The sequence below is a fragment of the Microcella frigidaquae genome, assembly GCF_014200395.1.
Lineage (GTDB): Bacteria > Actinomycetota > Actinomycetes > Actinomycetales > Microbacteriaceae > Microcella > Microcella frigidaquae.
The window spans coordinates 1,350,866-1,375,808 of record NZ_JACHBS010000001.1; the positions used below are offsets into that span (position 1 = coordinate 1,350,866).

The window sequence follows — 24,943 nt, forward strand, 5'->3', positions numbered from 1 at the left end:
TCCCGATCCGGCCGCTACACCCGAAGCCGCAGGCCCTGCGGCGTCGCGACGAAGCCGGCCTCGAGCAGCGCCTCGGCGAGCGGCGTGCCGAACACGCTCGCGCCGTTCACCCGCTCGACCCGCAGCGACCGCAGGCGTGCGCGCACGACGGCGGCGAGCTCGCGGGCGGCGGCGGTGAGCTCGGCCGGCTCGTCGGTGAACGTCAGCACGCTCTTGCCGCCGCGCTCGAGGTAGACGGCGAGGTGCCCGTCGACGAGCGCGACGAGGGCTCCGGCCTTGCGGCCCGGTCGGTGCGCGGTGGCGCCCGCCGCCGCGTCGGGCTGGCTCGGCGGCCAGGGCAGCGCCGCGCCGAACGGGTTCGCGGGGTCGGTGGCGGCGAGCACGCGGGCGGCGAGCGCCGGCGGAGCATCCGGGTCGCGGCTGAAGGTGCGCACCCGGTCGATGGTGGCGGGCGTCGCGAACTGCGCCGCGCCCAGCCCGTCGACGATGTAGCCGCGGCGAACGCTGCCCGCCTCCTCCATGCGCGCGAGCACCTGGTAGGCGAGCGCGAAGCCGCCGCGCAGCCCCTCGGCATGCACGGCGCCGCGCGTGACGATGCCGTGCCGCTCGAGCAGGCGGTCGACGGCGGCCGTCGTGCGCAGCGTCGTATCGGACTCGAGGGCGGGCAGCAGCGCCCAGCGGCCCGCGGCCGTGGGCGGTCCGCCGAGCGTGGCCGATGCGGGCCGCGCGTAGCCCCGGTACGCCCGCGCTCGCGGCGCGGCTCGGCGGGTCGCGGCCCGCGCGCCCGCGGTGCCGCCGAGCCGCGCGCGCAGCGGCGCGAGGGTGTCGTTCGTGAGGCGTCCCGCCCACACGAGCTGCCAGAGGTCGTCGACGAGGGCCGCGTCGTCGAGCGGACCCTCGCCCGGCTCGGCCGCGGCCGCGACCGCGGTCGCGAGCTGCCGGAAGAAGAACCCGCCCCCGCCCGCGAGCGCCTCGATGACCGCCCGCTGCCGCGGCGTGAGGTCGACGCTGTCGGGCTCGGCGAGGCTGAGCGGCGCGGTCGCCGCGAGGTGCAGGCTCACCCAGCCGTCGCTGCCGGGCAACGAGCCCGCGCCAGCCCAGACGACCTCGCCGCTCGCGCACAGTTCATCGAGCCAGGCCGGCGAGTAGTCGCGCACGCGGCTCGGCAGCACGAGAGTCTCCCAGGCCGACGCGGGAAGGGCGACGCCCTGCAGCTGCTCGATCGCCTGCAGCACGCCGTCGATGCCCCGCAGAGCCCCATCCGCTCCCTCCGAGCGGCCCGCGGAGCCGACGTGCTGCCACACCGGCAGGAACCGCCCGAGGGCGCCGTGGCTGACCGGCTCGATCTCCTTGCGCAGCACCGCGAGGCTGCGGGCCCGCAGGCGCCGGAGCACCTCGGCGTCGACCCACTCGGTGCCCGCGGCGCCGGGCCGGAACTCGCCGTCGAGAACACGGCGGTCGGCGGCGAGGCGGCGGAGGGCATCCGTCACCACGGCGACGCCGAGGCCGTAGCGGGCTGCCGTCTCGGCCGCCGTGAAGGGCGCGTGCGAGCGGGCGAAGCGGGCGACGAGGTCGCCGACCGGGTCGGGCACGGGGTCGAGGAAGGCGCTGGGCACGCCGTGCGGGATGGCCGTGCCGAGCGCATCGCGCAGTCGCGCGGCATCCTCGACCGCGGCCCAGCGCTGCTCGCCGCCGATGCCCGCGCGGAAGACGCGGCCCGCGCGCTCCAGGTCCTCGAGGGCCGCCGTCACGTCCACCTCGTCGAGCGTGCGGTCGTCGACCTCCGCGATCGTGAGCGGTCCGAGCAGTCGCAGCAGGTCGGCCACCCCCTCGGCGTCGCGCGCGCGGCGGTCGGGCGCGAGCCGCTGCAGCTCGGCCTCCAGCTGGGCGATGACCGCCTCGTCGAGCACTTCGCGCAGCTCGGCCCGGCCGAGCAGCTCGGCGAGCATCGCCGGGTCGATGCTGAGCGCCGCCGCGCGCCGCTCGGCGAGCGGGCTGTCGCCCTCGTAGAGGAAGGCGGCGACGTAGCCGAACAGGAGGCTGCGGGCGAAGGGCGAGGGGCTCGGCGTCTCCACCTCGAGCAGCCGCACCCGGCGCTGGGCGATGCCCGCCGTGATGTCGATGAGGGCGGGCAGGTCGTAGACGTCCTGCAGCACCTCGCGCACGGTCTCGAGCACGATGGGGAAGTCGGGGAACTCGCGGGCGACCTCGAGCAGCTGGCTCGCCCGCTGGCGCTGCTGCCACAGCGGGCTGCGGCGGCCCGGGTCGCGGCGGGGCAGCAGCAGGGCGCGGGCCGCGCACTCGCGGAAGCGCGCGGCGAACACGGCCGAACCGCCGACCTCGCTCGTCACCAGCGCCTCGAGCTCATCGTGCTCGAACAGGAACAGCTCAGCCCCGGGTGGCTCGGCCGCTGTGTCGGGCAGCCGCACGACGATGCCGTCGTCGGCCGCGATCGCCGCCCCGTCGTAGCCGTGCCGCTCGCGGATGCGCGCCGAGACCGCGAGCGCCCATGGCGCGTGCACGGCCAGGCCGTAGGGCGAGTGCAGCACCACGCGCCAGTCTCCGAGCTCGTCGCGGAACCGCTCGACGATGAGCGTCTGATCGCTCGGCACCTGTCCGGTCGCCGCGGCCTGCTCGAGCAGCAGCGCCTCGAGGTTCGCCACCGCGCGGTCGTCGAGACCCGCGGCGGCGAGGCGCGCGCGGCGGGCATCCGGTGACGCGGTGGCGAGGTCGCGGGTCGTCGCCCCCAGCGCGCGGCCCAGCTCGGCCGGGCGGCCCAGCCCGTCGCCCTTCCAGAACGGAACCTTGCCGGGCTGGCCGAACGCGGGCGTCACGATCACCTGGTCATGGGTGATCTCCTGGATGCGCCAGCTCGTGGTGCCCAGCGCGAACACGTCGCCCACCCGCGACTCGTAGACCATCTCCTCGTCGAGCTCGCCGACGCGGCGGCCGCTGCCCTCGCCCGCGATGAAGACGCCGAACAGGCCGCGGTCGGGAATCGTGCCGCCGCTCGTCACCGCGAGCCGCTGCGCGCCCGGCCGGCCGGTGATTGTGCCGTTCACGCGATCCCACACGAGGCGCGGGCGCAGCTCGCTGAAGCGGTCGCTGGGATACCGCCCGCTCAGCAGGTCGAGCACGGCCTCGTAGGCGCTGCGGGGGAGCGTCGCGAACGGCGCGCTGCGACGCACCTGCTCGAACCACTCGTCGACCCGTGCCGGCTCGAGGGCGACGTGGGCGACCGTCTGCTGGGCGAGCACGTCGAGCGGGTTGGCGAGCACGCGCAGCTCTTCGATCAGGCCCGCGGTCATGCGCTCGCTCGTGACCGTCGCGTGCAGCACGTCGAGCCGGTGCTTCGGCACGAGCACGCCGCGGCTGATCTCGCCCACCTGGTGCCCCGCGCGCCCGACGCGCTGCAGGCCGCTCGCGACGCTCGGCGGGGCCTCCACCTGGATCACGAGATCGACCGCGCCCATGTCGATGCCCAGCTCGAGGCTGCTCGTCGCGACGACGCAGCGCAGCCGGCCGGCCTTCAGCGCGTCTTCGATCTCGCCGCGCTGCTCCTTGCTCACCGAGCCGTGATGGGCGCGGGCGAGCAGTTCGTCCGTCTCCGTTCTTTCGGCGTAGATCTCATTGAGCCGGGCCGTCAGCCGCTCGGCCAGCCGGCGCGAGTTCGCGAACACGATCGTCGAGCGGTGCTCCAGCACCCGGTCGACGATGTCCTCCTCGACGTGCGGCCAGATCGACGGCGGCTGCGCGGCGAACGAGGCGTCGAGCGGGTCGGCGTCGCCCGTCGCACTGCGCCCGCTCGCGGCGCCCGACCCGATCGCCGGCGGCTGCGTCATGTCGTCGACCGGCACGACGACGCGCAGGTCGAACGTCTTGGCCGCCGGTGGCTGCACGACCGTCACCGGCTGGCTGCCGCCGAGAAACCGCGCCACCTCCTCCGGCGGGCGCACGGTCGCCGACAGGCCGATGCGTTGCACCGGCCGGGCGAGCCGCGCGTCGAGCCGCTCGAGCGTGAGGGCGAGGTGTGCCCCGCGCTTCGTGCCCGCGACGGCGTGCACCTCGTCGACGATCACCGTCGTCACCCCGTCGAGCGTCTCGCGCGCGCTCGACGTGAGCATGAGGTACAGGCTCTCGGGGGTGGTGATCAGGATGTCCGGGGGCTCCTTCTGCAGCGCGCGGCGCTCGGCGCTCGGGGTGTCGCCGCTGCGCACGCCGACGCGCAGCGGCACCGCATCCGCCCCCTGCCCCTGTTGTTGCCTCAGCCGCTTCGCGGTCTGCGTGATGCCGATGAGGGGCGACCGCAGGTTGCGCTCGACGTCGACACCGAGCGCCTTGAGCGGGCTGATGTAGAGCACGCGCGTGCGGCGGCGCGGGTCGTCGGGCTGCGGCTCGCTCGCCAGCCGGTCGATCGACCACAGGAACGCCGCGAGCGTCTTGCCCGAGCCGGTCGGCGCGACGACCAGTGCGTGACGGCCCGTCGAGATGGCCTCCCACGCGCCGAGCTGCGCGGGCGTCGGGGCGGGGAACGCGCCGGTGAACCACTCCCGCGTGGCGGGCGCGAACCGGCCCAGCACGGCGTCGGGCGCGGGCACGGTCATCCCCCCATTGTCGCCCTGTCCGCTGACACCCCGCCCCGCTCGACCCGCTGTCACAAATCACGGACTTCGGCCGCCCTGCGAGCACGCGCGTGCGGCAGTCGGGGGGTTGATGATCGAGAAGTCCGTGATTCGTGACAGCGGCGCGGCGGGAGGTAGAGGCGGGCGCCAGTCAGGAGTAGTGCGGGCGGAGGAAGGCGAGCACGTCGGCGAGCTCGGCCTCGCTGACCGCGTGGCCGAGGCCCTCGTAGATGCGCTCGGTGAGGGTCGCATGGTGCGGCAGCCAGCGCTGCGTCGCCTCGACGAACGAGCCGGGGATCACGGTGTCATGCGTGCCCCGCCCCCAGAACACCGGTGGGGCGAGGGCCGCGAGCCGCGCATCCGCAGGAGCCTCGCCCGGCACGACGAAGCCGGCGAGCGAGACCGCGAACGCGAACCGGTCGGGCGCGTGGCGCAGCAGGTGGATGCTCATCGCCCCGCCCTGCGAGAACCCCAGCAGCCCCACCGAGGTCGCCTGCACCCCGTCGAGCCACTGCAGCACGCCGCGCGCCGCCGCGTCGGCGCCCTGGAGACGGCTCTCGTTCGTCGCGCCGTCGAGCCCGTACCAGGCGTAGCCGGGACCGGCGCGCAGCGGCGCCCGCAGCGCCGCGATGACGGGCTGCAGCGGAAGGTGCGGGGCGAGGCCGAACAGGTCGCCCTCATGCGAGCCGTAGCCGTGCAGCAGCACGAGCAGGGGCCGCCCGGCGCGCTCGTGCGCGGGGGCCGACCAGATGATGGCGGACTCGTCGATCAGCTGCACGGTGCTCACTCGACCATCGTCGCAGGCGCGAGCCCGGTCGTGTCCGGTCGCCCGCCCCGCCGTCGGAGCGGTCAGAATGGAGCATGGCCACTGTGCGCACTCCTGATCCGAACCCGGGCTGGCTCTCCGACGAGGAGCTCGACGAGGTGCGCCGCCGGCTGCCGCTGGTCTACGTCGAGGCGATCCCGGTGCGGGTCGACGGCATGGGCGTCGTCACCGAGGTCGGGGTGCTGCTGCGGGTGAGCCCCGCGGGGGCGATCACGCGCACCCTCGTGAGCGGCCGCGTCATGCACGGCGAGACGCTCCGCGACGCGCTCTTCCGGCACCTGGAGAAGGACCTCGGGCCGATGGCCTTCCCGCAGCTCCCCGCATCGCCGACCCCCTTCACGGTCGCCGAGTACTTCCCCTTCCCGAGCCCCACCCGGTTCAGCGACGACCGCCAGCACGCCGTCGCCCTCGCCTACGTGGTGCCGGTGACTGGCACGTGCGAGCCGCGGCAGGACGCCCTGGAGCTGACCTGGATGACGCCGGACGAGGCGGCCTCCCAGCGGGTGGCGGACGAGCTGGAAGGCGGCCGCGGGGCCCTCCTGCGCGCCGGGCTGGCCTCGGTGGGCGTGCTGCCGTAACCACGCATCCCTCGTCGCAGCCCTTTCGCGCCGATACCCCCCGAAAGGGGAGAGAAATGTCCCCCTGCTCGGGTGACACGTTCCTCTCCTTCTGCGCCATAGAGTGAGCGACGTTCGCCGTATGGTGAACGCTTCTCGCGTAACCCGTTCGGGGGGTAGAACCCGGAATCTACCCACGGGGCGCGAGTCAGTGTGACGTCCAGGGGGGACCCACCGCATGGCCGCAGCATCCAGTCGTCGACGCACTCGGTGGCGCCGTCGCCTCCGTCACGCGATGCCCGCAGTGGCCTTCGTCACCCTCGCCGGCCTGCTGGCGCCGTTCGCCGTGCTGCAGTCGGCCGTCGCTGCCGAGGGCGACATCGACGAGCCCGTTCTCGTGCAGTTCGAGAAGGACGCGATCCCCGCCAATCCGACCGCCGTCGTGCCCGGCGGCACCGTCACCTACCAGTTCACGGTCAACTGCTCCTCGCTCGAGACCGACTGCCTCAACCTCACGCTCGAGGACGTCGTGCCCGAGCCGCTCGAGCTGCAGTCCGTGACCACCGCGCAATCGATCCCCCCGATCGATGTCGACATCACGGGCAACGCGTTCACGGTGCGCATCATCGACGACCTCGACGGCCCCGCCGGCACCCTCGTCGGGCTGCAGGCCGGCACGGGCATCCAGCTCAACGCGACCGCGACCGTGCCGGCCGATCTGTCGGCCGACTGGGACGGCGTCGTCGTCGACAACACCGCGACCGTCACGGTGTCGAACCGGGAGGACCTCACCCTCGACCCGCCGCGCCGCAGCACGCTCGAGTCGAGTGCGCAGGTCGTCTTCGCGGTCACGCGCACGCTCGCCTCGCAGGTGACGAAGACCGTGACCCCCGAGTCGGCGACGGCCGTTCTCGGCACGAGCGTCGCGATTGCGCTCGGGGCCACCAACACGAGCAACGGCTCGGTCGACTCGCTGGTCATCCAAGAGCCCTCGAACACCGCGTCGACGGTGCTCGACCTCCTGCAGCCCAGCGGCATCAGCGGCGTCACGATGCCCAGCGGCGCCGACCGGGTGCGGGTCGACTGGTTCAACGGCACCACGTGGTCCACGGGAACCCCCTCCGTGACCGCCGCGCTGCCGAGCGGCGTCGCGCCTGCCGACATCCAGGCCCTGCGCTTCGTCTTCACGAGCTCGACGGGCGGGCGCATCGCCATCGGGGCCACGGCGGCCCTGACGCTCGACACGCAGCTCAGCGCGGCCGCCGCGGCGGTCACCGAGCCGACGACCATCACCAACACGGCCTCGTCGTGGGTGACCTTCGCGAGCGACAACACGACCCCGGTGCAGGCGACCGATTCGATTGTGATCGGGCCGCCGAGCATCCGCCCGATCGCCACCAAGCAGTTCGACGTGAACTCGATCATCGGCGGCCAGCAGGTGCGCGCCGAGATCGGCGGCTCGAACGGCGGCGACTTCGGGCTCAAAGAGCTGACCATCACCGAGCCGGCTCCGGGTTCGACGTCGCTCGCCGACCAGGGCCTCACCTTCGACGGCTGGGTGCAGGCCGACATCGAGTGGCCCGTCGGGGCCACGAGCGCCGAGGTGAGCTACCGCTACGAGGGCGACCTCGATTTCAGCGCGCCGATCGTCACGACGACGGCCGACACCCTTCCCGATCCGGTGGATGCGGCGCTCGTGACCGACATCCGCGTGCGGTTCCTCAGCACCCTGCCCGGAGGCATGGCTCCCGGCCAGTACGCCGTGCTCCCGTTCCTCGCCATGACCGACGCTGTGCTGAGCGACGCGACCGAGACGAACACGGTGCGCGTCGACGTCGTCACGCTCGCCGACGAGACCGACTCCGCCGAGGCCGACGACGACCTGACCCGGCGCACCGCGCGCGTCAACACGTCCATCGCGAAGACGGCGAGCCCCGACGAGCTCTACGGGATCGCCGGGGCGACGAGCCTCATCTCGATCCCGGCCCGGGTGACGCCGCTCCCGGCGGCGGTCGTCGACCCCACCGCGTCGACGGTCGGCTCGACCGCGCTGGTCATCACCGACCCGCTCGACGCGGGCACCGACGAGTTCTGGAACTGGTTCGACCTGCGAGCGATCGTCGCCACAGCGGTGCCCGGCAGCACGACGCTGTCGGTCGAGTACTTCGACGGCACCGACTGGCTGCCGTTGCCCGGTGCGACCGGCATCGTCGGCCCGACCTTCCTGTCGACGACGATCGACCCGGCCATCCGCAGCGAGCTCGAGGGCATCCGCTTCACCTACCGTCACGTCGACTACGACACGCTCGGCACCCTGCTGAACCCCGGCTTCAGCGCCCAGCCGAACCTGTCGGTGAGCCTGCGCGATCAGCTGCGCGACGGCACGGGCGAGGCCGCGTCGGGCACGCGCACCGAGACCGTCGTCATCGACAACCCCGCGCAGAGCCGCGTCGCGAACCCGACCGCCGACCCCACCGAGGCGACGGCCGACACCACCGAGAGCATCACGCTGCTGCCGACCGCGACCGAGGGCGGAACGGGCGGCCCCGGCGGCAACGTCACCGCCATCGCCAAGCGCTGGCTGCCGGTCACGAGCACGGGCATCGAGGCGGTCAACGCCCGCTCGGCCGACGAGGCGACCGTCGAGATCAGCTGGGGCACGGGCGGGGCGGCCTTCGACTCGGTCGTCGTGGCCGACACGGCGAGCGACCCGGCCACCACCTCGGTCGCCGACACGGTGTTCGAGGCCTTCGATCTCGTGCGCATCCCGGCGATCACCCCCGCCATGGACCCGCTGCTGACCTACGACCGCATCGTCGCCGTCGAGCTCTACCTGCCGGGCTCCGGGTGGACGCCCGCGAGCGGCAACCCCTGCGCGGGCAGCGCCTGCGACGGAACCTTCCCGGGCTACACGCTCACAGCGAGCGAGAGCGCCAACGCCACCGGCGTGCGCCTCATCGTCGAGGAGAGCCCGACCCGCGGCAGCCGAATCGGCACGAACCCGCTCGCGCCGCCCGTCGGCACCGGTGTCGCGCCCTCGATGAGTCTGAGCCGCGACCTCCGCCTGGTCTTCGAGGTGCGCGATGTGCGCCGCAGCGACCCGAGCGTCGCCGTGCTCGGATCGACCCGCGAGGCCGAGTACAACCTGCCGGGCGACTTCGGGTTGGTGCGCAACTCCGCTCTCATGCAGGGGCGCGATGCGGCCGAGGCCGTGTTGCTCTCGCGCACCGCGAGCGACGACATCCTGATCCTCGACACGCCGCTGACGGTCGACATCACGAAGACCTGGGTCGACGGCCCGCTCGGCACGCCGCCCGACGGCACGCCGCAGTCGCTCTACCCCCGCGCGCGCATGACGATCGAGGCGACGAACGAGTCGGTCTCCCGCGTCGACGAGCTCGCCATCGTCGACCCGGTCGGCGGCACCGATCCCTTCGACGCGGTCAACCTCTTCGACATCGTCACGCTCACCGTGCCCTCGGGCGCGACCGCGAGCGAGGTGCTGCTGACCCGCGAGGGCGGCGGCGTGACCAGCCACACGGTCAGCGCCGCGCTCGCGCTCACCACGGCGCAGCTCGCCGACGTCGTGGGCATCGAGGTCGTGCACACCGGTCGCATCGACGTGCAGGCATCGACCCGGCTGGTCATCGACACCCAGCTGCGGCCCACGTTGCGCAGCGACGCAGGCACGCGGGTCGACTCGACGAGCAGCCCGATCGTCGACAACACCGCGCAGGCGCGCATCGTCGACCCGGGCGGGGTCATCGCCCCGCCGCTGGGCGAGGCGAACTACACGCTGCTCGCCGAAGACTCGGCGTCAGTCGCCGTCGTCGACTTCACCTACGGCGTCACCGCCACGAAGGGCATCGTCGCCGACACCACCGCGACCCCCAGCACGCCCGCGACGCAGATCGACGGCAACTCGCGCGTCGCGACGGTGACGCTCACCGGACAGCCCTCGGGCACGGTCCGGTCGACCGACATGCTGTTCGAGGACATCAGCCCGACCTTCTGGAACGCGTACAGCTTCACCGCGTTCGGCTCGCACTCGTTCGCCACCCCGATCAACCGGGTCAAGCTCGATGTGCTCATCGGGGTCGACTACAGCGTCGACCCGGGCACGGGCGACCTCATCGTCGAGTGCGCGGGCAGCACCGACCTCTCGGCCTGCTGGGTCGAGGGCACCCTCGCCAGCTCGCTCGCGCTGCCGACGCTGCCGCCCGGTGCCACGGTGGCCGACATCCGGGGCATCCGTGCCCAGTACACGCGCGCCGACGGCGCCGCGTGGGAGCGCCCCTTCAACCCCAGCCAGACGCTGCGCTTCACGGTGACCCGCCGCGACACGCTCGTCGAGCCGGTCGACGAGCCCGTGCCCTCGACGCTGTACATCTACACGCAGCCCGCGCCGGGAGAGACCGAGATCGGCGTCTTCACGAACGACCTGACGGTCACCTCGTGGGCCGACAACGGCACGGATGCTCCCCTCTGGGAAGCGACCGACAACGACACCAAGCAGATCCTCTTCCAGCACCGCCCGGCCAAGGTGCAGATCATCAAGACGCCGTTCGGCCCGCTCACGCTCGGCGCTCCGATCCCCTACGAGATCGAGGTCACGAACCGCGGCAGCGGGCTCGACAAGCAGCTGACCGGGCTCGAGATCGTCGACCTGATCCCCGTCGACGGCCAGGGCCCGCAGCTCGTGCTGCCGCTCGACCCCGAGACGAGCCTGCCCTACGAGCCCGCCGACATCATCGAGCTCACGGTGCTCGACGAGGCCAACCAGCCCGTCGCCGCGCCGAGCTTCACGGCCACCCTCGGCACCGCCGAGGTCACGGGGCAGCCGCTCACGATCACGATCGACCCCGCCTTCGTGCTCGAGCACGACTGGACCTTGACGATCAGCGCGCCGCTGCAGTTCCGCCAGTTCTTCGAGGCGGGCAGTGCCACCGAGAACTTCGTGCTCAACAGCGCGACGGTCACGAGCGACCAGCCGTTCGACGAGTGCACCCCGGCGACCGACACGGTGCTCGATCCGACGATCTTCGAGGTGGCCTCCTGCACCGCGACCACGCGCGTCTGGGCACTGCCGAGCGCGCCCATGACCATCATCAAGGGCGTGAAGGGTGTGGAGGCCGGGCCGCTCGGCACGGACGGTCTGCCGCTCATCGACCCGGCGACGGGCGCGCCCTACGACGACCTCGGCGTGATCAAGACCGTGCCGAGCAACCCCGCCGACTGCTCGGCCCCGACGCTCGCCGTCGACGGCGAGCTCTACTACCGCTACCCCTGCGTGCCGATCACGCGACCGGGCGGCGAGGAGGAGTGGGTCGGCTACTTCTTCAACGCCGGCAACGTGCGCGTGTACCAGATCTCGTCGATCGACGTGCTGCCGCGCGAGAACGACCGCGGCGTGATCATCAACGACGCGCGCAGCTCGCGCTGGGCGCCGATCCTGCTCGAGCGCCCGCGGCTCGTCGGCTACCCCGACGAGGCCCTGACGGTCTACTACACCGACCGGCTCGACATGGCCACGCCCGCGTGCAACGGCGCCGACATCCAGAACGATCTGGGCATGTCGCCGACGAGCGACCCGCCCATGGTCGAGGCGTACTGGCCCTGCGTCAGCAGCGCCGCCGCGGGCGGTCTGCTCGACCGTGCGAACCCTTCGACGGGCTGGCGGGTCATGCCCGATGCCCCCTCCACCGCGCTGCTCGAGAGCGTCGTCGCGCTGAAGTTCGTCATCGACTTCGAAGTCGGCGGCATCACCCCCGTCGGGCTCGCGCCCGGCGAGGCTGTGTCGATCGCTTACCGCACCCGCACGGCGCTCGAGCCGGTGCTGCGCGAGACGAACGCGAACCTCGCGCGCGACTCCATCGCCTACAACTCGATCGCCGGCGCCGCGCGCGGCTTCGACGGCGTCAACGACCTGCCGTACCGGTTCGTGACCGAGCCGCGCAAGGTCGGCGTCGCCCTCGCCACGGGCGCGGTCGACCTCGCGAAGGTCGTCGACGGCACGGGCGAGCGGTTCGCGCCCGGAACCTTCCAGGTCGCGCTGGCCTGCACGGTCGACATCGACGGCGCGGGCACCGAGCATGATCCCGAGCCCATCCAGCTGCTGAGCAGCACGGGTGCCAACCGCTCGCCGTTCACCCTGACGGGCGATGCGGCCGCGACGCGCATCCTCGGCATCCCGCTGTACGCCGTCTGCGATGTGAGCGAGGTCGGCACGACCGGGGCGACCGAGACGGTCATCAGCCCCGAGCAGGTCGTCTCGCGAGCACTGCCCTCGAGCCCCTCGACCGTGTTCAACCCCGTGCCCGCGTTCGATGATCGCCCCGCGATCGAGCAGAGCACGGTCACGAACACGTACGAGGAAGCGTCGATCACGATCACCAAGACCGTGAACATGAACGGTGCCGTGAACGAGGCTGGCAACCCGGTCTCGCCGGGCAGCTTCGCGTTCAGCATCGCCTGCACCTACGACAACGGGTCCGGCCCGACGGCGGTCACCATGACGCCCTCGACCTTCACGCTCAGCCACGGGGGGTCGCGCACGTACACCGACCTCCCGGCGGGCGCGGTCTGCACGGTCACCGAGACGACCACCCGCAGCGCGACGGTCACCAAGGTCGTGACTGTGGGCGGCGTCGCGGGCAGCTCGACGTCCGGCGCGATCGCGTCGAACATCGTGCTCGCACCCGACACGGCCGGAGGCGCCCCGACGAACCAGGTCGACTACACCAACACCATCGCGGTCGGATCGCTCAGCGTCACCAAGGCCATCACCGGCGCTGGCGCGGCCGAGTACGGCGACGGCACCTTCACCGTGCGCGTCAGTTGCACGCGCACGGGAGCATCGGCCACACCGACCACCGTCGGCGCGCCGGCGAACTCGGTGTGGTGGGGCACGTTCACGCTCGACAACAGCAACCCGCCGAGCTCGCTGACCCGCACGATCGACAACATCCCGGCGGGGTCGGTCTGCGTCATCACGGAGCCGAACAACGCCGGTGCCACCGCGGTGACGCTGCCGAGCAATGCCACGATCACGGCGAACTCGACCGTTGCGCGCACGATCACCAACCGCTTCGACCTCGCCTCGCTCACGGTCGGCAAGACCGTGCAGACCGCGGCCGTCGACGCCGAGGGCAACCCGGTCTACCCGGCCGACCCCTTCGCGTACGAGGTGGCGTGCACCTTCCAGTCGCAGACCGTGCTCGCGAGCGGCTTCAGCAGCTCGCCGATGACGTTCACGCTGCGCCACGGCGAGACCCGCACGTTGACCGGCCTGCCCGCCGGCGGCTCGTGCACCGTCACCGAGACGAACACCCAGGGTGCTGACTCGACATCGATCCTGCGCACGGTCAACAGCACGCAGACCTCGATCGACGGCGTGACGACGACGATCGCCTCGCTCGCGGCGGACGCGACCAACCCGGTTACGCGCAACTCCACGCAGTTCACCAACCGCTACGGGGTGTCGAGCTTCACGATCACGAAGGACGTCATCGGTGGGGGTGTCGACCAGTTCGCGCCCGCATCCTTCACCGCCGCGCTCTACTGCGAGACCGCCGACGGCGTCGTCTCGTTCGACGGCGACGTGGTGGTGGCGGCCGACGGCGTGACCACGATCGAGAACCTCGCCGACGGGTCGACCTGCACCGTCTTCGAGCGCGACGTCGAGCTCACGGGCGCCGACGCGCACCGCATCGTCGACGACGAGGGCACGGTGATCGACGGCGTCGACATCGTCATCACCGCCGATGAGCCCGGTCGGGTCACCCTCGAGAACTACTACCTGACGGGTGAGCTCGAGGTGAGCAAGACCGTGCTCGGGGCGGGCGCAGCCTTCGGTGACGGTCCCTTCGAGGTCACTCTCGCCTGCGAGCGCGACGGTATCGCCGTCGACATCGCCGGCGGGGCGACCCGGTCGATCACGGCGGGCGGCACCGCCTCGTACACGCTGCTGCCCTCCGGCGCGGAGTGCACCCTGACCGAGACCGATCCGGCCGGAGCGACCTCGAGCCGCATCCTCGACGAGAACGGCGCAGAGCTGACGGACGATGTCGCCACCGGCACGACCTTCACGGTCGTCGTCGACGACAGCGTGCTGCTCGACAACCAGACGCAGCCCGCGCGCGAGGTCGAGAACACCTTCGAGCTCGCCTCGCTGACGGTGTCGAAGTCGGTCGACAGCTCGGCGGTCGACCAGTCGGGCACCGCGGTGGCGTACGGCCCGTTCCCGGTCACCGTCGACTGTCTCTTTGAGGGCGCTGCTGTGTACGGAACGGGCTACGACGCCGACACTCCGATGGCGCAGAGCCTCGCCGATGGCGCGAGCTGGACGATCGAGGGGCTGCCCAACGGGGCCACCTGCACCGTGACCGAGACCGACGCGATGGACGCCGCGGGCACGACCCTGACCGTCGTCGTCGACGGCGGCGACCCCGACACGGTCGAGGGCACGGACACGTCGGTCGTTCTCGGAACGACCAGCTCGGTCGCCATCGAGAACGCCTACGACGTCGGTTCGCTGACCGTCACCAAGGCGGTCACGGGTGCCGGGGCCGACGCCTGGGCGGATGCCCCCTTCCAGCTCGACGTGCGCTGCGTGCTCGACGACGCGAGCGGTGAGCGCACCGTCTTCGAGCAGTCGTACACGCTGCAGCGCGGAGACGACCCCGTTCTCATCGAGAACCTCGCCGCGGGCGCCCTGTGCTCGGTCACCGAGTCGGCCACCGGTGGAGCATCCGCGACGACGATCGTCGTCGACGGCGGCGATCCGGTCGCCGACCTCACCGCCGACGTGCTGATCGGCGACGGCGGGCACGAGGTCACGGTCACCAACACCTTCCTGCTCGGCGAGGTCTCCGTCAGCAAGGTGCGCGACGGCGAGGGCGCTGCGACGTGGGGCGCCGGACCGTTCGAGGTCGAGCTGTCGTGCACGCGCGACATCGACGGCGTCGAGCAGGCGATCGAGATTCCGGGCGGTGCGACGCGCGAGCTGAGCTCCGACTCGCTCTACGAGGCCAGCTGGACGGGCCTGCCGCACGACGCCGAGTGCTCGGCCGTCGAGACGCGCACGGCGGGCGCGACCTCGAGCGCGATCGACCTCGACGTGGTGACGGTCGGTTCCGAGCCCGTGGGCTTCGTCGTGACCAACACCTTCGATGTCGGCAGCGTCGCGGTCGAGAAGACCTTCGCGGGCGACGGCACCGGGCAGTTCGTGCGCGGCGCGTTCCAGGCGAGCCTCGCCTGCACGCTCGAGATCGACGGCGTCGTGACGGCGCTCGACATCCCCGGCGGCGCGACCCGGGAGCTCACGACCGCGAACGGCTACCGCGCGTCGTGGGAGCAGATTCCCGCCGGTGCCGCGTGCGTCGTCACCGAGAGCCGCACGGGTGGCGCGACGTCGACCGCGATCACCGACGGCGAGTTCACGGTGGTGGCCGGCGAGCAGCACACGGTCGGCATCGAGAACACGTTCCTGCTCGCCGCCTTCTCGGTGACGAAGGAGCTCGCGGGGCCGTTCGCGTTCGAGGCGAGCGACAGCGTCTTCATCATCGAGACCTCCTGCATGTGGGAGCGCGATGGCGTGCTCGTGCCGATGCTGCCCGGCGACTGGTGGACCGAGGGCGGTGGCGACGGCGACCTCGGCGGCGCCGACGGCGACTCGGCCGATCCGACGGAGCAGCCGACCGGCGTGCGCAGCGAGATCTCCGACGGCGTGACCATCACGTTCGAGAACCTGCCGGCCACGGCCGTCTGCTCGATCGCGGAGGTCGACAGCGGCGGGGCCACCGGCCAGCTGCTCTGGCTCGACGGCGTGCTGCAGCTCGGCGATCTTGCGCTCGCAGGGGGAGCGAACGACTCGACCCTCACGAACGTGTTCATGATCACGCTCGCCGAGACGGGCGTCGAGATCGTGTTCACGCTCTGGCTGATCGGCGCCCTGCTGTTCCTCGGCGCCGTGCTGCTGCTGCTCGCCCGCCGACGGGCGGCCGCGCTCTAGACGATATGGGTCTTCGGTCTGGTTCTTGAGGCTGGGGCCTCGATTCGCGTATTCGTGGGTTGCCAGCCGTTGAGGGCTGGCCTGTCCACCAGGCGAATGGAGGCCCCAGTTGAGAATCCAGCGTACGAGCGTCGGTCTGGACGTGCACGCCCGCAGCGTCGTGGGATGCGCGATCGACGAGGACACTGGGGAAGTGATCCGTCACCGTTTCGGCTACGACCCCGCGGCAGTGCTGGAGTGGGTGCGGAGCCTGCCGCAGCCGGCAGCGGTGACGTATGAGGCCGGGCCGACCGGGTTCGCTCTGGCCCGCTTGTTCACCGCCGCAGGCATCGAGTGCCTCGTGGCGGCGCCGTCGAAGTTGCAGCGCCCGGTCGGGGAGCGAGTCAAGACCGACGCCAGGGACGCGATGCATTTGGCAAGACTGCTGCGACTGGGAGAGATCGTCGCGGTTGCCGTGCCCACGATCGAGCAGGAAACCGCACGCGACCTGGTGCGAGCACGAGAGGACAATCGGGGTGAGCTGATGGCTGCACGGCATCGGCTCTCGAAGCTGCTGTTGCGCCACGGGATCATCTATGACGGCAAGCAGGCGTGGACCGGCGCGCATGATGCCTGGCTGCGCCGGCAAAGGTTCGACCATCCCGGACTGCAGGCCGCGTTCGATGCCGACTACGAAGCAGTGCAGCAGGTGCGCGCCCGCAAAGACCGACTCGACGCGATCATCGAGCAGATGGCCGCGACCAGCAACTACGCGCCCGTGGTGCGACGCCTGGGGTGCTTGCGCGGGATCTCGACCTTGACCGGGTTCGGCCTCGCGGTCGAGATCGGCAACTGGGAGCGCTTCACCGGATCCAGCATCGGCGCGTTCGTCGGGCTGGTGCCCTCAGAGCACTCCTCCGGACAGTCACGCTCGCAAGGCTCGATCACCAAGACCGGCAACACTCACGCCCGCCGCCTGCTGGTCGAGGCCGCCTGGCATCACCGCAAACCCTATCGGCCCGGAGCGGTGATGCAGGCCCGGTGGGCTGCCGCGCCCAGCCTCGCCGTGTCCCGCGGCGACGACGGCAACCGGCGCCTGCATCAGAAATGGCAGCACTTCACCGCACGCAAGAAGCGGCCCACGATCGCGAACGTCGCCATCGCCCGCGAGCTCGCCGGCTGGTGCTGGTCCCTGGCTGTGATGCCCGACTGACCTGGGCCCCCTGACCGGTCGGTTCAGACGGCAGGTGACGGCAGCGCGAGGAGCGACCCGCGGAACAGCTATGAGCAGCCCGCCCGAAGGGCAGGCGACGCTCGATCCTAGACAAGCGGAACCGCTCCAGCCGAACAGCACGTCCTGCGGTAACCAACCCGCGCATATCAGTCTGACCGCGCGTCGCCCACGACACGCACGACACCCACACCGCCCGCGCCGACCACACGAAAGAGCGCCCGAAGCATGATCACTCCGGGCGCTCTTTCCCCTGCCACTTGACAGGAATCAGTCACATATCAGCTGTAGTTCCTAGGGACGTTGTTCATGCCGCCGCGAGGACGGTCATGGGCGCCTTGTGGCCGAGGGAACCGTGGGGTCGCTGAGTGTTGTAGTAGCGCACCCATTCTGGCAGCACCGCTCGTCGGTGGTCACTGTCGCGGTAGGTCGCCGCGTACGCCCATTCCCGCAACAGCGTCTGGATGAACCGTTCGGCCTTGCCGTTCGTGCGCGGCCGGTACGGGCGCGTGCGAATATGCACCAGCCCCACCTCGGCGCACGTTGCCGCCCACAGCCGGGAGACATACGCGGACCCGTTGTCGGTCATCACCTCCTGCACGATCACGCCATGCCGGGCGAACCACGCGATCGCGCGGTGCAGGAACCCGACCGTGGTCGCAGCCGTCTGGTCAGGCAACACCTCCACGTAAGACAGTCGGGTCGCATCATCGACGGCGACATGCACCGCCTCCCAACCGGCTTTCCGACTGCGTCGGTCTGCTCCCTGGCCGAGGGCGCGTTTGCCGGGGCGGCGGAAGCGGCCCAACGTCTTGATGTCCAGGTGGATCAGCTCCCCGGCATGGCGACGGCAATACCGGTTCGCCGGCTCGACGGGCTCCAACTTCGACAGTCGGTTCAACCCGACGCGGGCCAGCACCGCGCAGACTGTCGAGACCGCCATCTGCAGGATCGCAGCGATCGTGGACGCCGTTTTGCGCAGTGTTCGCAGGCGCACGATGGCCGCTTCAACACTGGCTGGGGTCTTCTTCGGGGACGACTTCGGCCGTGACGACCGGTCAGCGAGGGTTTCGCCGGCATCGAACCGGGCCAACCATTCGTAGGCGCGACGTTCGCTGATCCCGCCCGCGAAGGCCGCGTCGGCGACCTTCCAGTTCAGCTCGCGAACGCGTCGACACAGCAGTCGTCGACCTTCAACAGACAAACGGGCATTAGCGTGAAGCTCCATCGGGCTCCTTCAGGTGAGAGCGACTAGACACCCTCAAGCCTGGAGGAGCCCGACCTGAACAACGTCCCTAGGAACTACATCTAGCGCCGCACGACAGCACGAGGCCCCGGCAGAGGATGCTCTGCCGGGGCCTCGTGCCGCGTGCGCGGTGATGCCGCCGCGGGTCAGCGCCCGCGGCGCTGTGCTTACCGGTCAGCGCCCGCGGCGCTGGCCGCCCGCCGCGTTCTGGCGCACGACCTGGCCGACGCGGATTCCGCCCGCCGACCCGGCCGCCCCGCCCGCGGGCGAGGAGGCGCGGCGCGAGCCCTGACGGGCGCGGGCCGGGGCGGCGGCCGACTCGGTGCGCGGCGCGGCCGCACGGGCGGCGTCGCTGTGCGATCCCCCGGCGCGGGTCGTGCCGGGCTGCGCCGAGCCCGAGTGGCGGGGCGTCGACTGCGACGTGCTCGTGCGGGAGGACCCGCCGCGAGCGCCGCCACGACCGCCGCGGGCGCCGCGGCCGGCAGCGGCATCCGCCCCGGAGCCGCCGCGCGCCGCGCGCTTGCGCTGCGCGTTCGCGCCCTGCGAGGTGCCGCCGCCCTGCGGCTGCGGGCGCAGCACGGCGGGCAGCTCGTGCTCGGCGACGAGCGGGGCGACCTCGCCGATGAGGCGGGTGACGGCCGGTGACGATGCGGTGACCTGCTGCGGTTGCACGCTGATCTTCGCCTGGCGCAGCAGGGCCGCGGTGTCGCGACGCTGCTCGGGCAGCACGAGCGTGACGACGTCGCCCGAGGCCCCGGCGCGCGCGGTGCGGCCGGAGCGGTGCAGGTACGCCTTGTGCTCCATCGGCGGGTCGACGTGGATCACGAGCTCGATGTCGTCGACGTGCACGCCGCGCGCGGCGACGTCGGTGGCGACGAGCACGCGCACGCTGCCGTCGCCGAAGGCGGCGAGGTTGCGGTCGCGCGCCGGCTGCGACAGGTTGCCGTGCAGGTCGACGGCGGGGATGCCCTGGGCGGTCAGCTGCTTGGCGAGCTTCTTCGCCGTGTGCTTCGTGCGCATGAAGAGAATGCGGCGGCCGCTGCCGGAGGCGAGCGCGGTGATCATGCGCTTCTTCTCCTCGGTGCCAGCGAGCTCGAACACGTGGTGCGTCATGTCGGCGACGGGCGAGTTGGCCTCGTCGACCGAGTGCAGCACCGGGTTCGACAAGAACTGCGTCACCAGCCTGTCGACCCCGTTGTCGAGGGTCGCGCTGAACAGCAGGCGCTGGCCGGTGGCCGGCGTCGCCTTCAGGATGCGCGTGACACCGGGCAGGAACCCGAGGTCGGCCATGTGATCGGCCTCGTCGAGCACGGTGATCTCGACGGCGTCGAGCGACACGAAGCCCTGCTTCATGAGGTCTTCGAGGCGGCCGGGCGCGGCCACGACGATGTCGACGCCGCGCTGCAGCTGCTGCACCTGCTTGTTCTGCGAGACGCCGCCGAAGATCGTCATGGCCGTCATGCCGTAGGCCTCGGCCAGAGGCTCGATGACGGCGAGGATCTGCGTGGCGAGCTCGCGGGTGGGGGCGAGCACGAGGCCGAGCGGCTTCATGGGGCGGCGCGGCGCGCCGGTGCGCATCCCGATGCGGGCGACGAGCGGGATGCTGAACGCGAGCGTCTTGCCCGAGCCGGTCTTGCCGCGGCCGAGCACGTCGCGCCCGGCGAGCGTGTCGGTGAGGGTGTCGACCTGGATCGGGAAGGCCTCGGTCTTGCCCTGCGCGGCGAGCACCTCGACGAGCGGGTGCGGCACGCCGAGGGCGCTGAAGGTGGTCATGGTGGACGGGGTGCTGGTGGTGCTGCTGGACACAGTGGTCCCTTTCGAAACGTGCCGATCGGCTGCGCGCGCACGGCGCAGCGGGCCGATCGTGAAGTGGCGACGGCGGCGGTGGCCGACATCGTTCGCCGTGAGAAAGTGTCGAACCGCTCCGGTGCGCGAGTCGGTGCGCGGTGGGCGGGAGGAGGAAGCGTTCTACGACGCGGGCGAGCCAGCAGTGGCTGCGCCTCTGCGTCAACCGTAGCAGGTCGACCCGCCGGCCCGGCGGGAGTGGGCTCGAGCCCGCCGGCGTCAGAGCACCAGTCGCCCGTCGCCGGACCGCTCGCCGACGGGGATCTCGACGGCGACCGTGTTGCCGGCCGGGGCCAGCGGGCACGCCCAGGCGGGGTCGTAGGCGCACGAGGGGTTGTAGGCGAAGTTGAAGTCGAGCACGAGCGACCACGGCGCCCGGCCTCCGCCGAGGTCGGCACCCTTGACCGTGTCGATGAGGTAGCGGCCCCCGCCGTGGGTGCCGCCCGGCACGGTCGAGAGGGCGTCCTTCACCGGCACGAAGAGGCCGCCGCCGTACGAGGCGAGCCGCCACACGTCGAGCGTGCCGACGCCGGGAACGTCGACGAGGCCGATGCGGTCGAACGGCACGACCCCGTCGGTGCCGGTCGGCACCTCGAGGCGCTGCGGCGGGGCATCCTCGATCACGCACTCGAACCGCCACGCGGGGTCGTACGGCTTCCCGCGCAGCCCCGTGAAGGCATCGCGATCGGCGGGCAGCAGCGGTGACGCCGGGTGGTGGGCGAACAGTTCGTCGCGCGTGCGCCGCCAGTGGTCGTGCGCCGCCGTCAGGTCGGTCGCGGCCCGCAGGTCGGCGTAGAGCGCGGCGATGCGGCGCCGCCAGTCGGCGACGGCCAGCGCGTCGATCGCGCGGTCGGGGGTGGCGGATGCTGCGCTCACGCCGCGCCGCCCGCCGCGAACTGCGCCCCCCACCCCGGGGCGCGTCGGCGCAGCTGGCGAGCCCTCAGGCTCCAGAACACCCGGAAGCCGAGCCACGCCAGCGGCGTGAGCAGCCCCGCGCGCACGTCGAGCGTGTCGGTGAAGCGGGTGCGCGTGCGGGGGCTGAGCGGGTTCGGCGCCACGGCCATGCGGTGGTGCCAGTGGCGCACGATCACCATGGGACCGCGCACCGGCCCGCCCTCGTCGTGCACGGCGCGGGCGCCCGCGCCGAGCAGCGGATCGTCGAGCGTCTCGTCGCGGAGTCGGATCACCTGCTCGCCCATCGGCAGCACGCCGAGCAGCCGGAGCCGCACCCGATGCTCACCGCTCGGCCAGCGCTCGGGGAAGCCTCCCGCCTCGAGCGACTCGGCGGTCGTCCACGGCCCGGACACGGCCCGGAACACGGCGGGGGAGTGCAGTGCCTCCCACGCGGCATCGGCCGGGCAGTCGAGCAGGAGATCGAGGCGCACGCGCATGCGCCCAGTCTGGGGCACGTCGATACGATCGACCTGTGACCGGCCTGATCGACACCACCCCGCCCGACGAGCAGCAGCGCTACCAGGTGCGGCTCGATGTGGGGCTCGATGGCGCGCGCCGCATCGGCGCGAGCGCCCACCTGGTCGTCTGGTGCGACGGCCTGGCGACCGAGCCGGCGCCGGTCGACGCGCTGCCGCCGCACGCCGAGGTGATCGACGCGCGCTGCGGGGCGGCAGCCGCGATCGCGCAGCGGCTGCTCGAGCTGCAGGCCGCGCGGGGCGAGCGCACCATGGTCGCGGTCGTCGCGGCCGGAGCGCCCGTGGAGGCGCCGGAGGGCATCCCGGTCGAGGACCTGCTGCTGGCCGGCGCCGTGATCGACGCCCTCGGTGCGGTCGGCATCGACGCCACGAGCCCGGAGGCGGCCGCCGCGGCCGCCGCGTACCAGGGCCTGCGCGGGGCGGTCGCGCACATGCTCACCGCCTCGGTCGGGGGGCGGATGCTCGCCGCGAGCGAGGGCCCCGCGGCCGTGACGGCGGCGCGAGCGCGCTGGGAATCCTCCGAACTGGTCGTTCTGCGGGAATTCGCTCTGCCAGCCTGAGGCTGTACCCGGCAGCCGCGCGTTCGCGGCCGCCGACCCGATCGACCGCAGGAGGACACCATGAAGGCCCACGTCAACGGCACCGTCATCGCCGAGGCTCCCGAGAGCGAGCTCATCACGATCGAGGGCAACTGGTACTTCCCGCCGTCGAGCATCGTGCCCGGGATGCTCACCGAGAGCCCGACCCCCTACACCTGCCCGTGGAAGGGCGAGTGCCAGTACTTCACCGTCACGGTCGACGGCCAGAGCCTGCCCGACCGCGCCTGGAGCTACCCGACTCCGTACCCGAGCGGTATCGCGCGCGTCGGCAAGGACTTCTCGAACTACGTCGCCTTCTGGAAAGAGGTCACGGTCAGCGAGTAGAGGATGCGGCGGTCTCTGACCAGGAGATGATCGCGGCGGCGCTGAACCGTCGCGAGCACCGCCCGCACGACACGGTGCGCGTCGGTCGACGGAACCGCACGAACTCGTGCCCGTTCGGGCAGGTGCCGCGCCAGCGCGCGCGCTCGTCGGCGATCGGGCCGTCGTGGGTGCGCCCGCCAACGTAGCCGAGCTCTCGGGCGATCCGCCGCCAGGCGGCGCCGTGCCCGACGCCCGGGCCGGCCAGGGCGTGGGCGACCTCGTGCAGCAGCACCTGGTGGATGGCGTCGTCGTCGAAGCGCTCGGCGAGGTGGCGCGACACGGTGATGCGCTTGCGGCCGAAGTCGCAGAGGCCCGCCCGGCGGGTGGCGCGATCGAAGCCGAAGGTCCACGACGGGTCGAGGTGCAGGGCGAGCAGGGCCTCCGCCCAGTGCCGCACCCGCTCCAGCTCGCTCACGTGTCGATGCTAGGCGCGAGCGCCGACGCCGCCTCCCGTGCGTCAGGCATGTCGCCCCGGAGGTGTACAGTCTCCGAATACATGAGGAAAGGTCGTCGACGATGCTGTTCGACCAGCTGGGCGGTTCGGCGGGGCTCGATCGACTGGCCGCCGCCCTCGCCGACCGGCTCGACGCCGACCCCGCCCTTGCTCCCCTCTTCGCCCGTGTCGATCGCGACCGACTGCGTCGCCAGCACGCGCACTACCTCGCGGCCGTCCTCGGCGGCCCGGAGGTCTACGACGGCCGAGGCCTGCGCGAGGCTCATCGCCCCCTCCGCATCGACGACGAGCTGTTCGACCGCTTCCTCGCGCACGTGGTCGAGAGCGCTCGCGACACGGGCGCGAACGCCGTGGCCGTGGATGAGCTCGCCGGTCTCGTGCGCGGGCTGCGGCCCGCGATCGTCAACCGCGGCCTCGGCTGAAGACCCCGGAGGACGGGGCCGGGGAGGGTGCGGCGGTCGCGTCGATGACGACCGGAGCGCCCGCCGTCCAGTCGCGCAGTTCACGGCCCGCGAGTACCGCCGCGGGATGCGGGCCGCGCGCCATCAGGCGCGGCAGCCAGTCGAGGGGCAGCTCCGATCGCGAGGCGATCAGCACGACATTGCCGAACCGACGGCCCTTGAGCACGCTCGCCTCGGCGAGCGCGGCCACCTGGCCGAGCGCATACTGCAGCGTCGCTGCCTGACCGCGGGCGAAGGCCAGCCCCGGCCCGTCGGCGATGTTCACCGCGACGATGCCGCCGGGCGCCAGCAGGGCGGCCACCTCGCCGTAGAACTCGGCGCTCGTGACATGGGCCGGGATGCGCGCCCCGCTGAACACGTCCACCACGACGAGGTCGACGGCGCCGCGCAGGGCGGCCGGCAGCCGGGCGAGCGTCGCGCGGGCATCCCCGTAGCGGATGCGGATGCCGGCGTTCCGCGGCAGCGGCAGGTGCTCACGCACGAAGCCCATGAGCTCCTCGTCGAGCTCGATCACCTGCTGCCGCGATCCCGGGCGCGTGGCGTGGATGTAGCGCGGCAGGGTGAGCCCGCCCGCACCGAGGTGCACCGCAGTGAGCGGCTGGCCCGGCTCGCCCCACTCGTCGATGACATGGCCGATGCGCTGCACGTACTCGAAGAACAGCCGGCTCGGGTCGTCGAGGTCGACGTGCGATTGGGGGGTGCCGTCGACGACGAGCGTGAAGGCGCCGGGCGACCATCGGTCGACCTCGATGACTGCGCGCTGGCCGCTCGCGAGGCGGCGCTCGACGGGGGCGGTCATGCACGACAGCGTGCCACATCCGGGCAGGCGCGCCCTGAGCACCGTGACCCGGAATTGAGTAATCGGAGCCCCCCGGCCGTCGTCGGAAGCGGGCACACTGGAAGGGCACGGGATAGCCGTGCGGCCCGACAGCGGAAGGAGGACCCGTGAGTCTGTTCGACGACTTCGGCGGAACGCCCGCGGTGACCGCCGCGGTCGAGGTCTTCTACGGCCGCGTGGCCGACGACCCCGAGCTCGCGCCCTGGTTCGCCGGGATCGACCTCGTGCGGCTGAAGGCCCACCAGCGGGCGTTCCTGACCGCGGCCCTCGGCGGGCCCGACCTCTTCACCGGGCGCTCGATGCCCGCGGCGCACGCCGGCCTCGGCATCACCATCGATGCCTTCGACCGGGTGCTCGAGCACCTCGCGTACACCCTCTTCGATCTGGGCCTCAGCTATCAGCAGGTCGCGATGGTCATCGACGACCTCCGCGGACAGTCTGCGGGCATCGTCGAGATCGAGTCCGCTCCGGCCTCCTGAG

General features: G+C 72.2%; 14 protein-coding genes and 1 pseudogene. 7 read left to right on the top strand and 8 right to left on the bottom strand.

All coding sequences use genetic code 11. The features are described 5' to 3' along the window. Positions 1 to 14 precede the first annotated feature (14 nt). Together BJ959_RS06755 and BJ959_RS06760 are read right to left on the bottom strand one after the other, a co-directional pair. Positions 15 to 4,604 carry an Lhr family ATP-dependent helicase gene (locus BJ959_RS06755; protein ID WP_153983073.1) on the bottom strand — a complete coding sequence of 1,530 codons (4,590 nt, stop codon included), beginning with the start codon at positions 4,602 to 4,604 and terminating at the stop codon, positions 15 to 17. Between the two features lie 169 nt (positions 4,605 to 4,773). After that, positions 4,774 to 5,409, bottom strand: a complete 636-nt coding sequence (locus BJ959_RS06760) for an alpha/beta hydrolase-fold protein (protein WP_153983072.1) — start codon at positions 5,407 to 5,409, stop codon at positions 4,774 to 4,776. Positions 5,410 to 5,483: 74 nt separating this feature from the next. On the opposite strand from BJ959_RS06760, the gene BJ959_RS06765 reads away from it, so the two are divergent. The 3 genes from BJ959_RS06765 to BJ959_RS06775 all read left to right on the top strand — a co-directional run bounded on the left by BJ959_RS06765 (position 5,484) and on the right by BJ959_RS06775 (position 17,209). Then, positions 5,484 to 6,026, top strand: coding sequence for an NUDIX hydrolase family protein (locus tag BJ959_RS06765; protein ID WP_153983071.1), 543 nt, complete (start codon positions 5,484 to 5,486; stop codon positions 6,024 to 6,026). 274 nt (positions 6,027 to 6,300) lie between these two features. Beyond that, complete coding sequence (locus tag BJ959_RS06770) at positions 6,301 to 16,017, top strand: DUF5979 domain-containing protein (RefSeq protein WP_153983070.1); 9,717 nt, start codon at positions 6,301 to 6,303, stop codon at positions 16,015 to 16,017. 109 nt (positions 16,018 to 16,126) lie between these two features. Beyond that, positions 16,127 to 17,209, top strand: a complete 1,083-nt coding sequence (locus BJ959_RS06775) for an IS110 family RNA-guided transposase (protein WP_183321837.1) — start codon at positions 16,127 to 16,129, stop codon at positions 17,207 to 17,209. A 325-nt stretch (positions 17,210 to 17,534) separates the two neighbouring features. Here the strand turns inward: BJ959_RS06775 and BJ959_RS06780 are convergent, their stop codons facing one another. The 4 genes from BJ959_RS06780 to BJ959_RS06795 form a co-directional block, all read right to left on the bottom strand. Then, positions 17,535 to 18,455 (bottom strand): IS481 family transposase, encoded by a 921-nt coding sequence (locus tag BJ959_RS06780; protein WP_183321834.1) that lies wholly within the window; start codon positions 18,453 to 18,455, stop codon positions 17,535 to 17,537. Between the two features lie 192 nt (positions 18,456 to 18,647). Further along, a complete protein-coding gene (locus tag BJ959_RS06785; RefSeq protein ID WP_153983069.1) occupies positions 18,648 to 20,246 on the bottom strand; it encodes a DEAD/DEAH box helicase in 1,599 nt (532 codons plus the stop codon). Between the two features lie 291 nt (positions 20,247 to 20,537). Continuing rightward, entirely contained in the window at positions 20,538 to 21,194 is a 657-nt protein-coding gene (locus tag BJ959_RS06790; RefSeq protein ID WP_341800059.1) for a DUF1684 domain-containing protein, read from the bottom strand. Beyond that, positions 21,191 to 21,709, bottom strand: a complete 519-nt coding sequence (locus BJ959_RS06795) for a hypothetical protein (RefSeq protein WP_153983067.1) — start codon at positions 21,707 to 21,709, stop codon at positions 21,191 to 21,193. The genes BJ959_RS06790 and BJ959_RS06795 overlap by 4 nt, the downstream gene beginning before the upstream one ends. A gap of 35 nt (positions 21,710 to 21,744) precedes the next feature. Here BJ959_RS06795 and BJ959_RS06800 point away from each other — a divergent pair, with 35 nt between their 5' ends. Continuing rightward, complete coding sequence (locus BJ959_RS06800) at positions 21,745 to 22,308, top strand: hypothetical protein (RefSeq protein WP_153983066.1); 564 nt, start codon at positions 21,745 to 21,747, stop codon at positions 22,306 to 22,308. Positions 22,309 to 22,365: 57 nt separating this feature from the next. Beyond that, positions 22,366 to 22,671: pseudogene (locus BJ959_RS06805) on the top strand (DUF427 domain-containing protein); the annotation flags it as partial. Here BJ959_RS06805 and BJ959_RS06810 read toward each other — a convergent pair. Then, the gene (locus BJ959_RS06810; protein WP_153983064.1) at positions 22,661 to 23,125 is read right to left on the bottom strand and encodes a SprT-like domain-containing protein; all 465 of its coding nucleotides are present in this window, start codon (positions 23,123 to 23,125) and stop codon (positions 22,661 to 22,663) included. The pseudogene BJ959_RS06805 and the gene BJ959_RS06810 sit on opposite strands and share 11 nt — an antisense overlap. A gap of 101 nt (positions 23,126 to 23,226) precedes the next feature. Here BJ959_RS06810 and BJ959_RS06815 point away from each other — a divergent pair, with 101 nt between their 5' ends. Next, positions 23,227 to 23,586, top strand: a complete 360-nt coding sequence (locus tag BJ959_RS06815; protein WP_153983063.1) for a group I truncated hemoglobin — start codon at positions 23,227 to 23,229, stop codon at positions 23,584 to 23,586. Here the strand turns inward: BJ959_RS06815 and BJ959_RS06820 are convergent. Further along, positions 23,567 to 24,424 (bottom strand): spermidine synthase, encoded by an 858-nt coding sequence (locus BJ959_RS06820; protein ID WP_153983062.1) that lies wholly within the window; start codon positions 24,422 to 24,424, stop codon positions 23,567 to 23,569. The genes BJ959_RS06815 and BJ959_RS06820 overlap by 20 nt on opposite strands. 146 nt (positions 24,425 to 24,570) lie before the next feature. Between BJ959_RS06820 and BJ959_RS06825 the strand changes: the two genes are divergently transcribed. After that, positions 24,571 to 24,942 carry a globin domain-containing protein gene (locus BJ959_RS06825; protein WP_153983061.1) on the top strand — a complete coding sequence of 124 codons (372 nt, stop codon included), beginning with the start codon at positions 24,571 to 24,573 and terminating at the stop codon, positions 24,940 to 24,942. Position 24,943: the final 1 nt, after the last annotated feature.

Excerpts from the sequence above, each read along its gene's own strand:
- BJ959_RS06755 (WP_153983073.1), bottom strand. The coding sequence starts at position 4,604 with ATGACCGTGCCCGCGCCCGACGCCGTGCTGGGCCGGTTCGCGCCCGCC.
- BJ959_RS06765 (WP_153983071.1), top strand. The coding sequence starts at position 5,484 with ATGGCCACTGTGCGCACTCCTGATCCGAACCCGGGCTGGCTCTCCGAC.
- BJ959_RS06770 (WP_153983070.1), top strand. The coding sequence starts at position 6,301 with ATGCCCGCAGTGGCCTTCGTCACCCTCGCCGGCCTGCTGGCGCCGTTC.
- BJ959_RS06780 (WP_183321834.1), bottom strand. The coding sequence starts at position 18,455 with ATGGAGCTTCACGCTAATGCCCGTTTGTCTGTTGAAGGTCGACGACTG.
- BJ959_RS06785 (WP_153983069.1), bottom strand. The coding sequence starts at position 20,246 with ATGACCACCTTCAGCGCCCTCGGCGTGCCGCACCCGCTCGTCGAGGTG.
- BJ959_RS06795 (WP_153983067.1), bottom strand. The coding sequence starts at position 21,709 with ATGCGCGTGCGCCTCGATCTCCTGCTCGACTGCCCGGCCGATGCCGCG.
- BJ959_RS06815 (WP_153983063.1), top strand. The coding sequence starts at position 23,227 with ATGCTGTTCGACCAGCTGGGCGGTTCGGCGGGGCTCGATCGACTGGCC.
- BJ959_RS06820 (WP_153983062.1), bottom strand. The coding sequence starts at position 24,424 with ATGACCGCCCCCGTCGAGCGCCGCCTCGCGAGCGGCCAGCGCGCAGTC.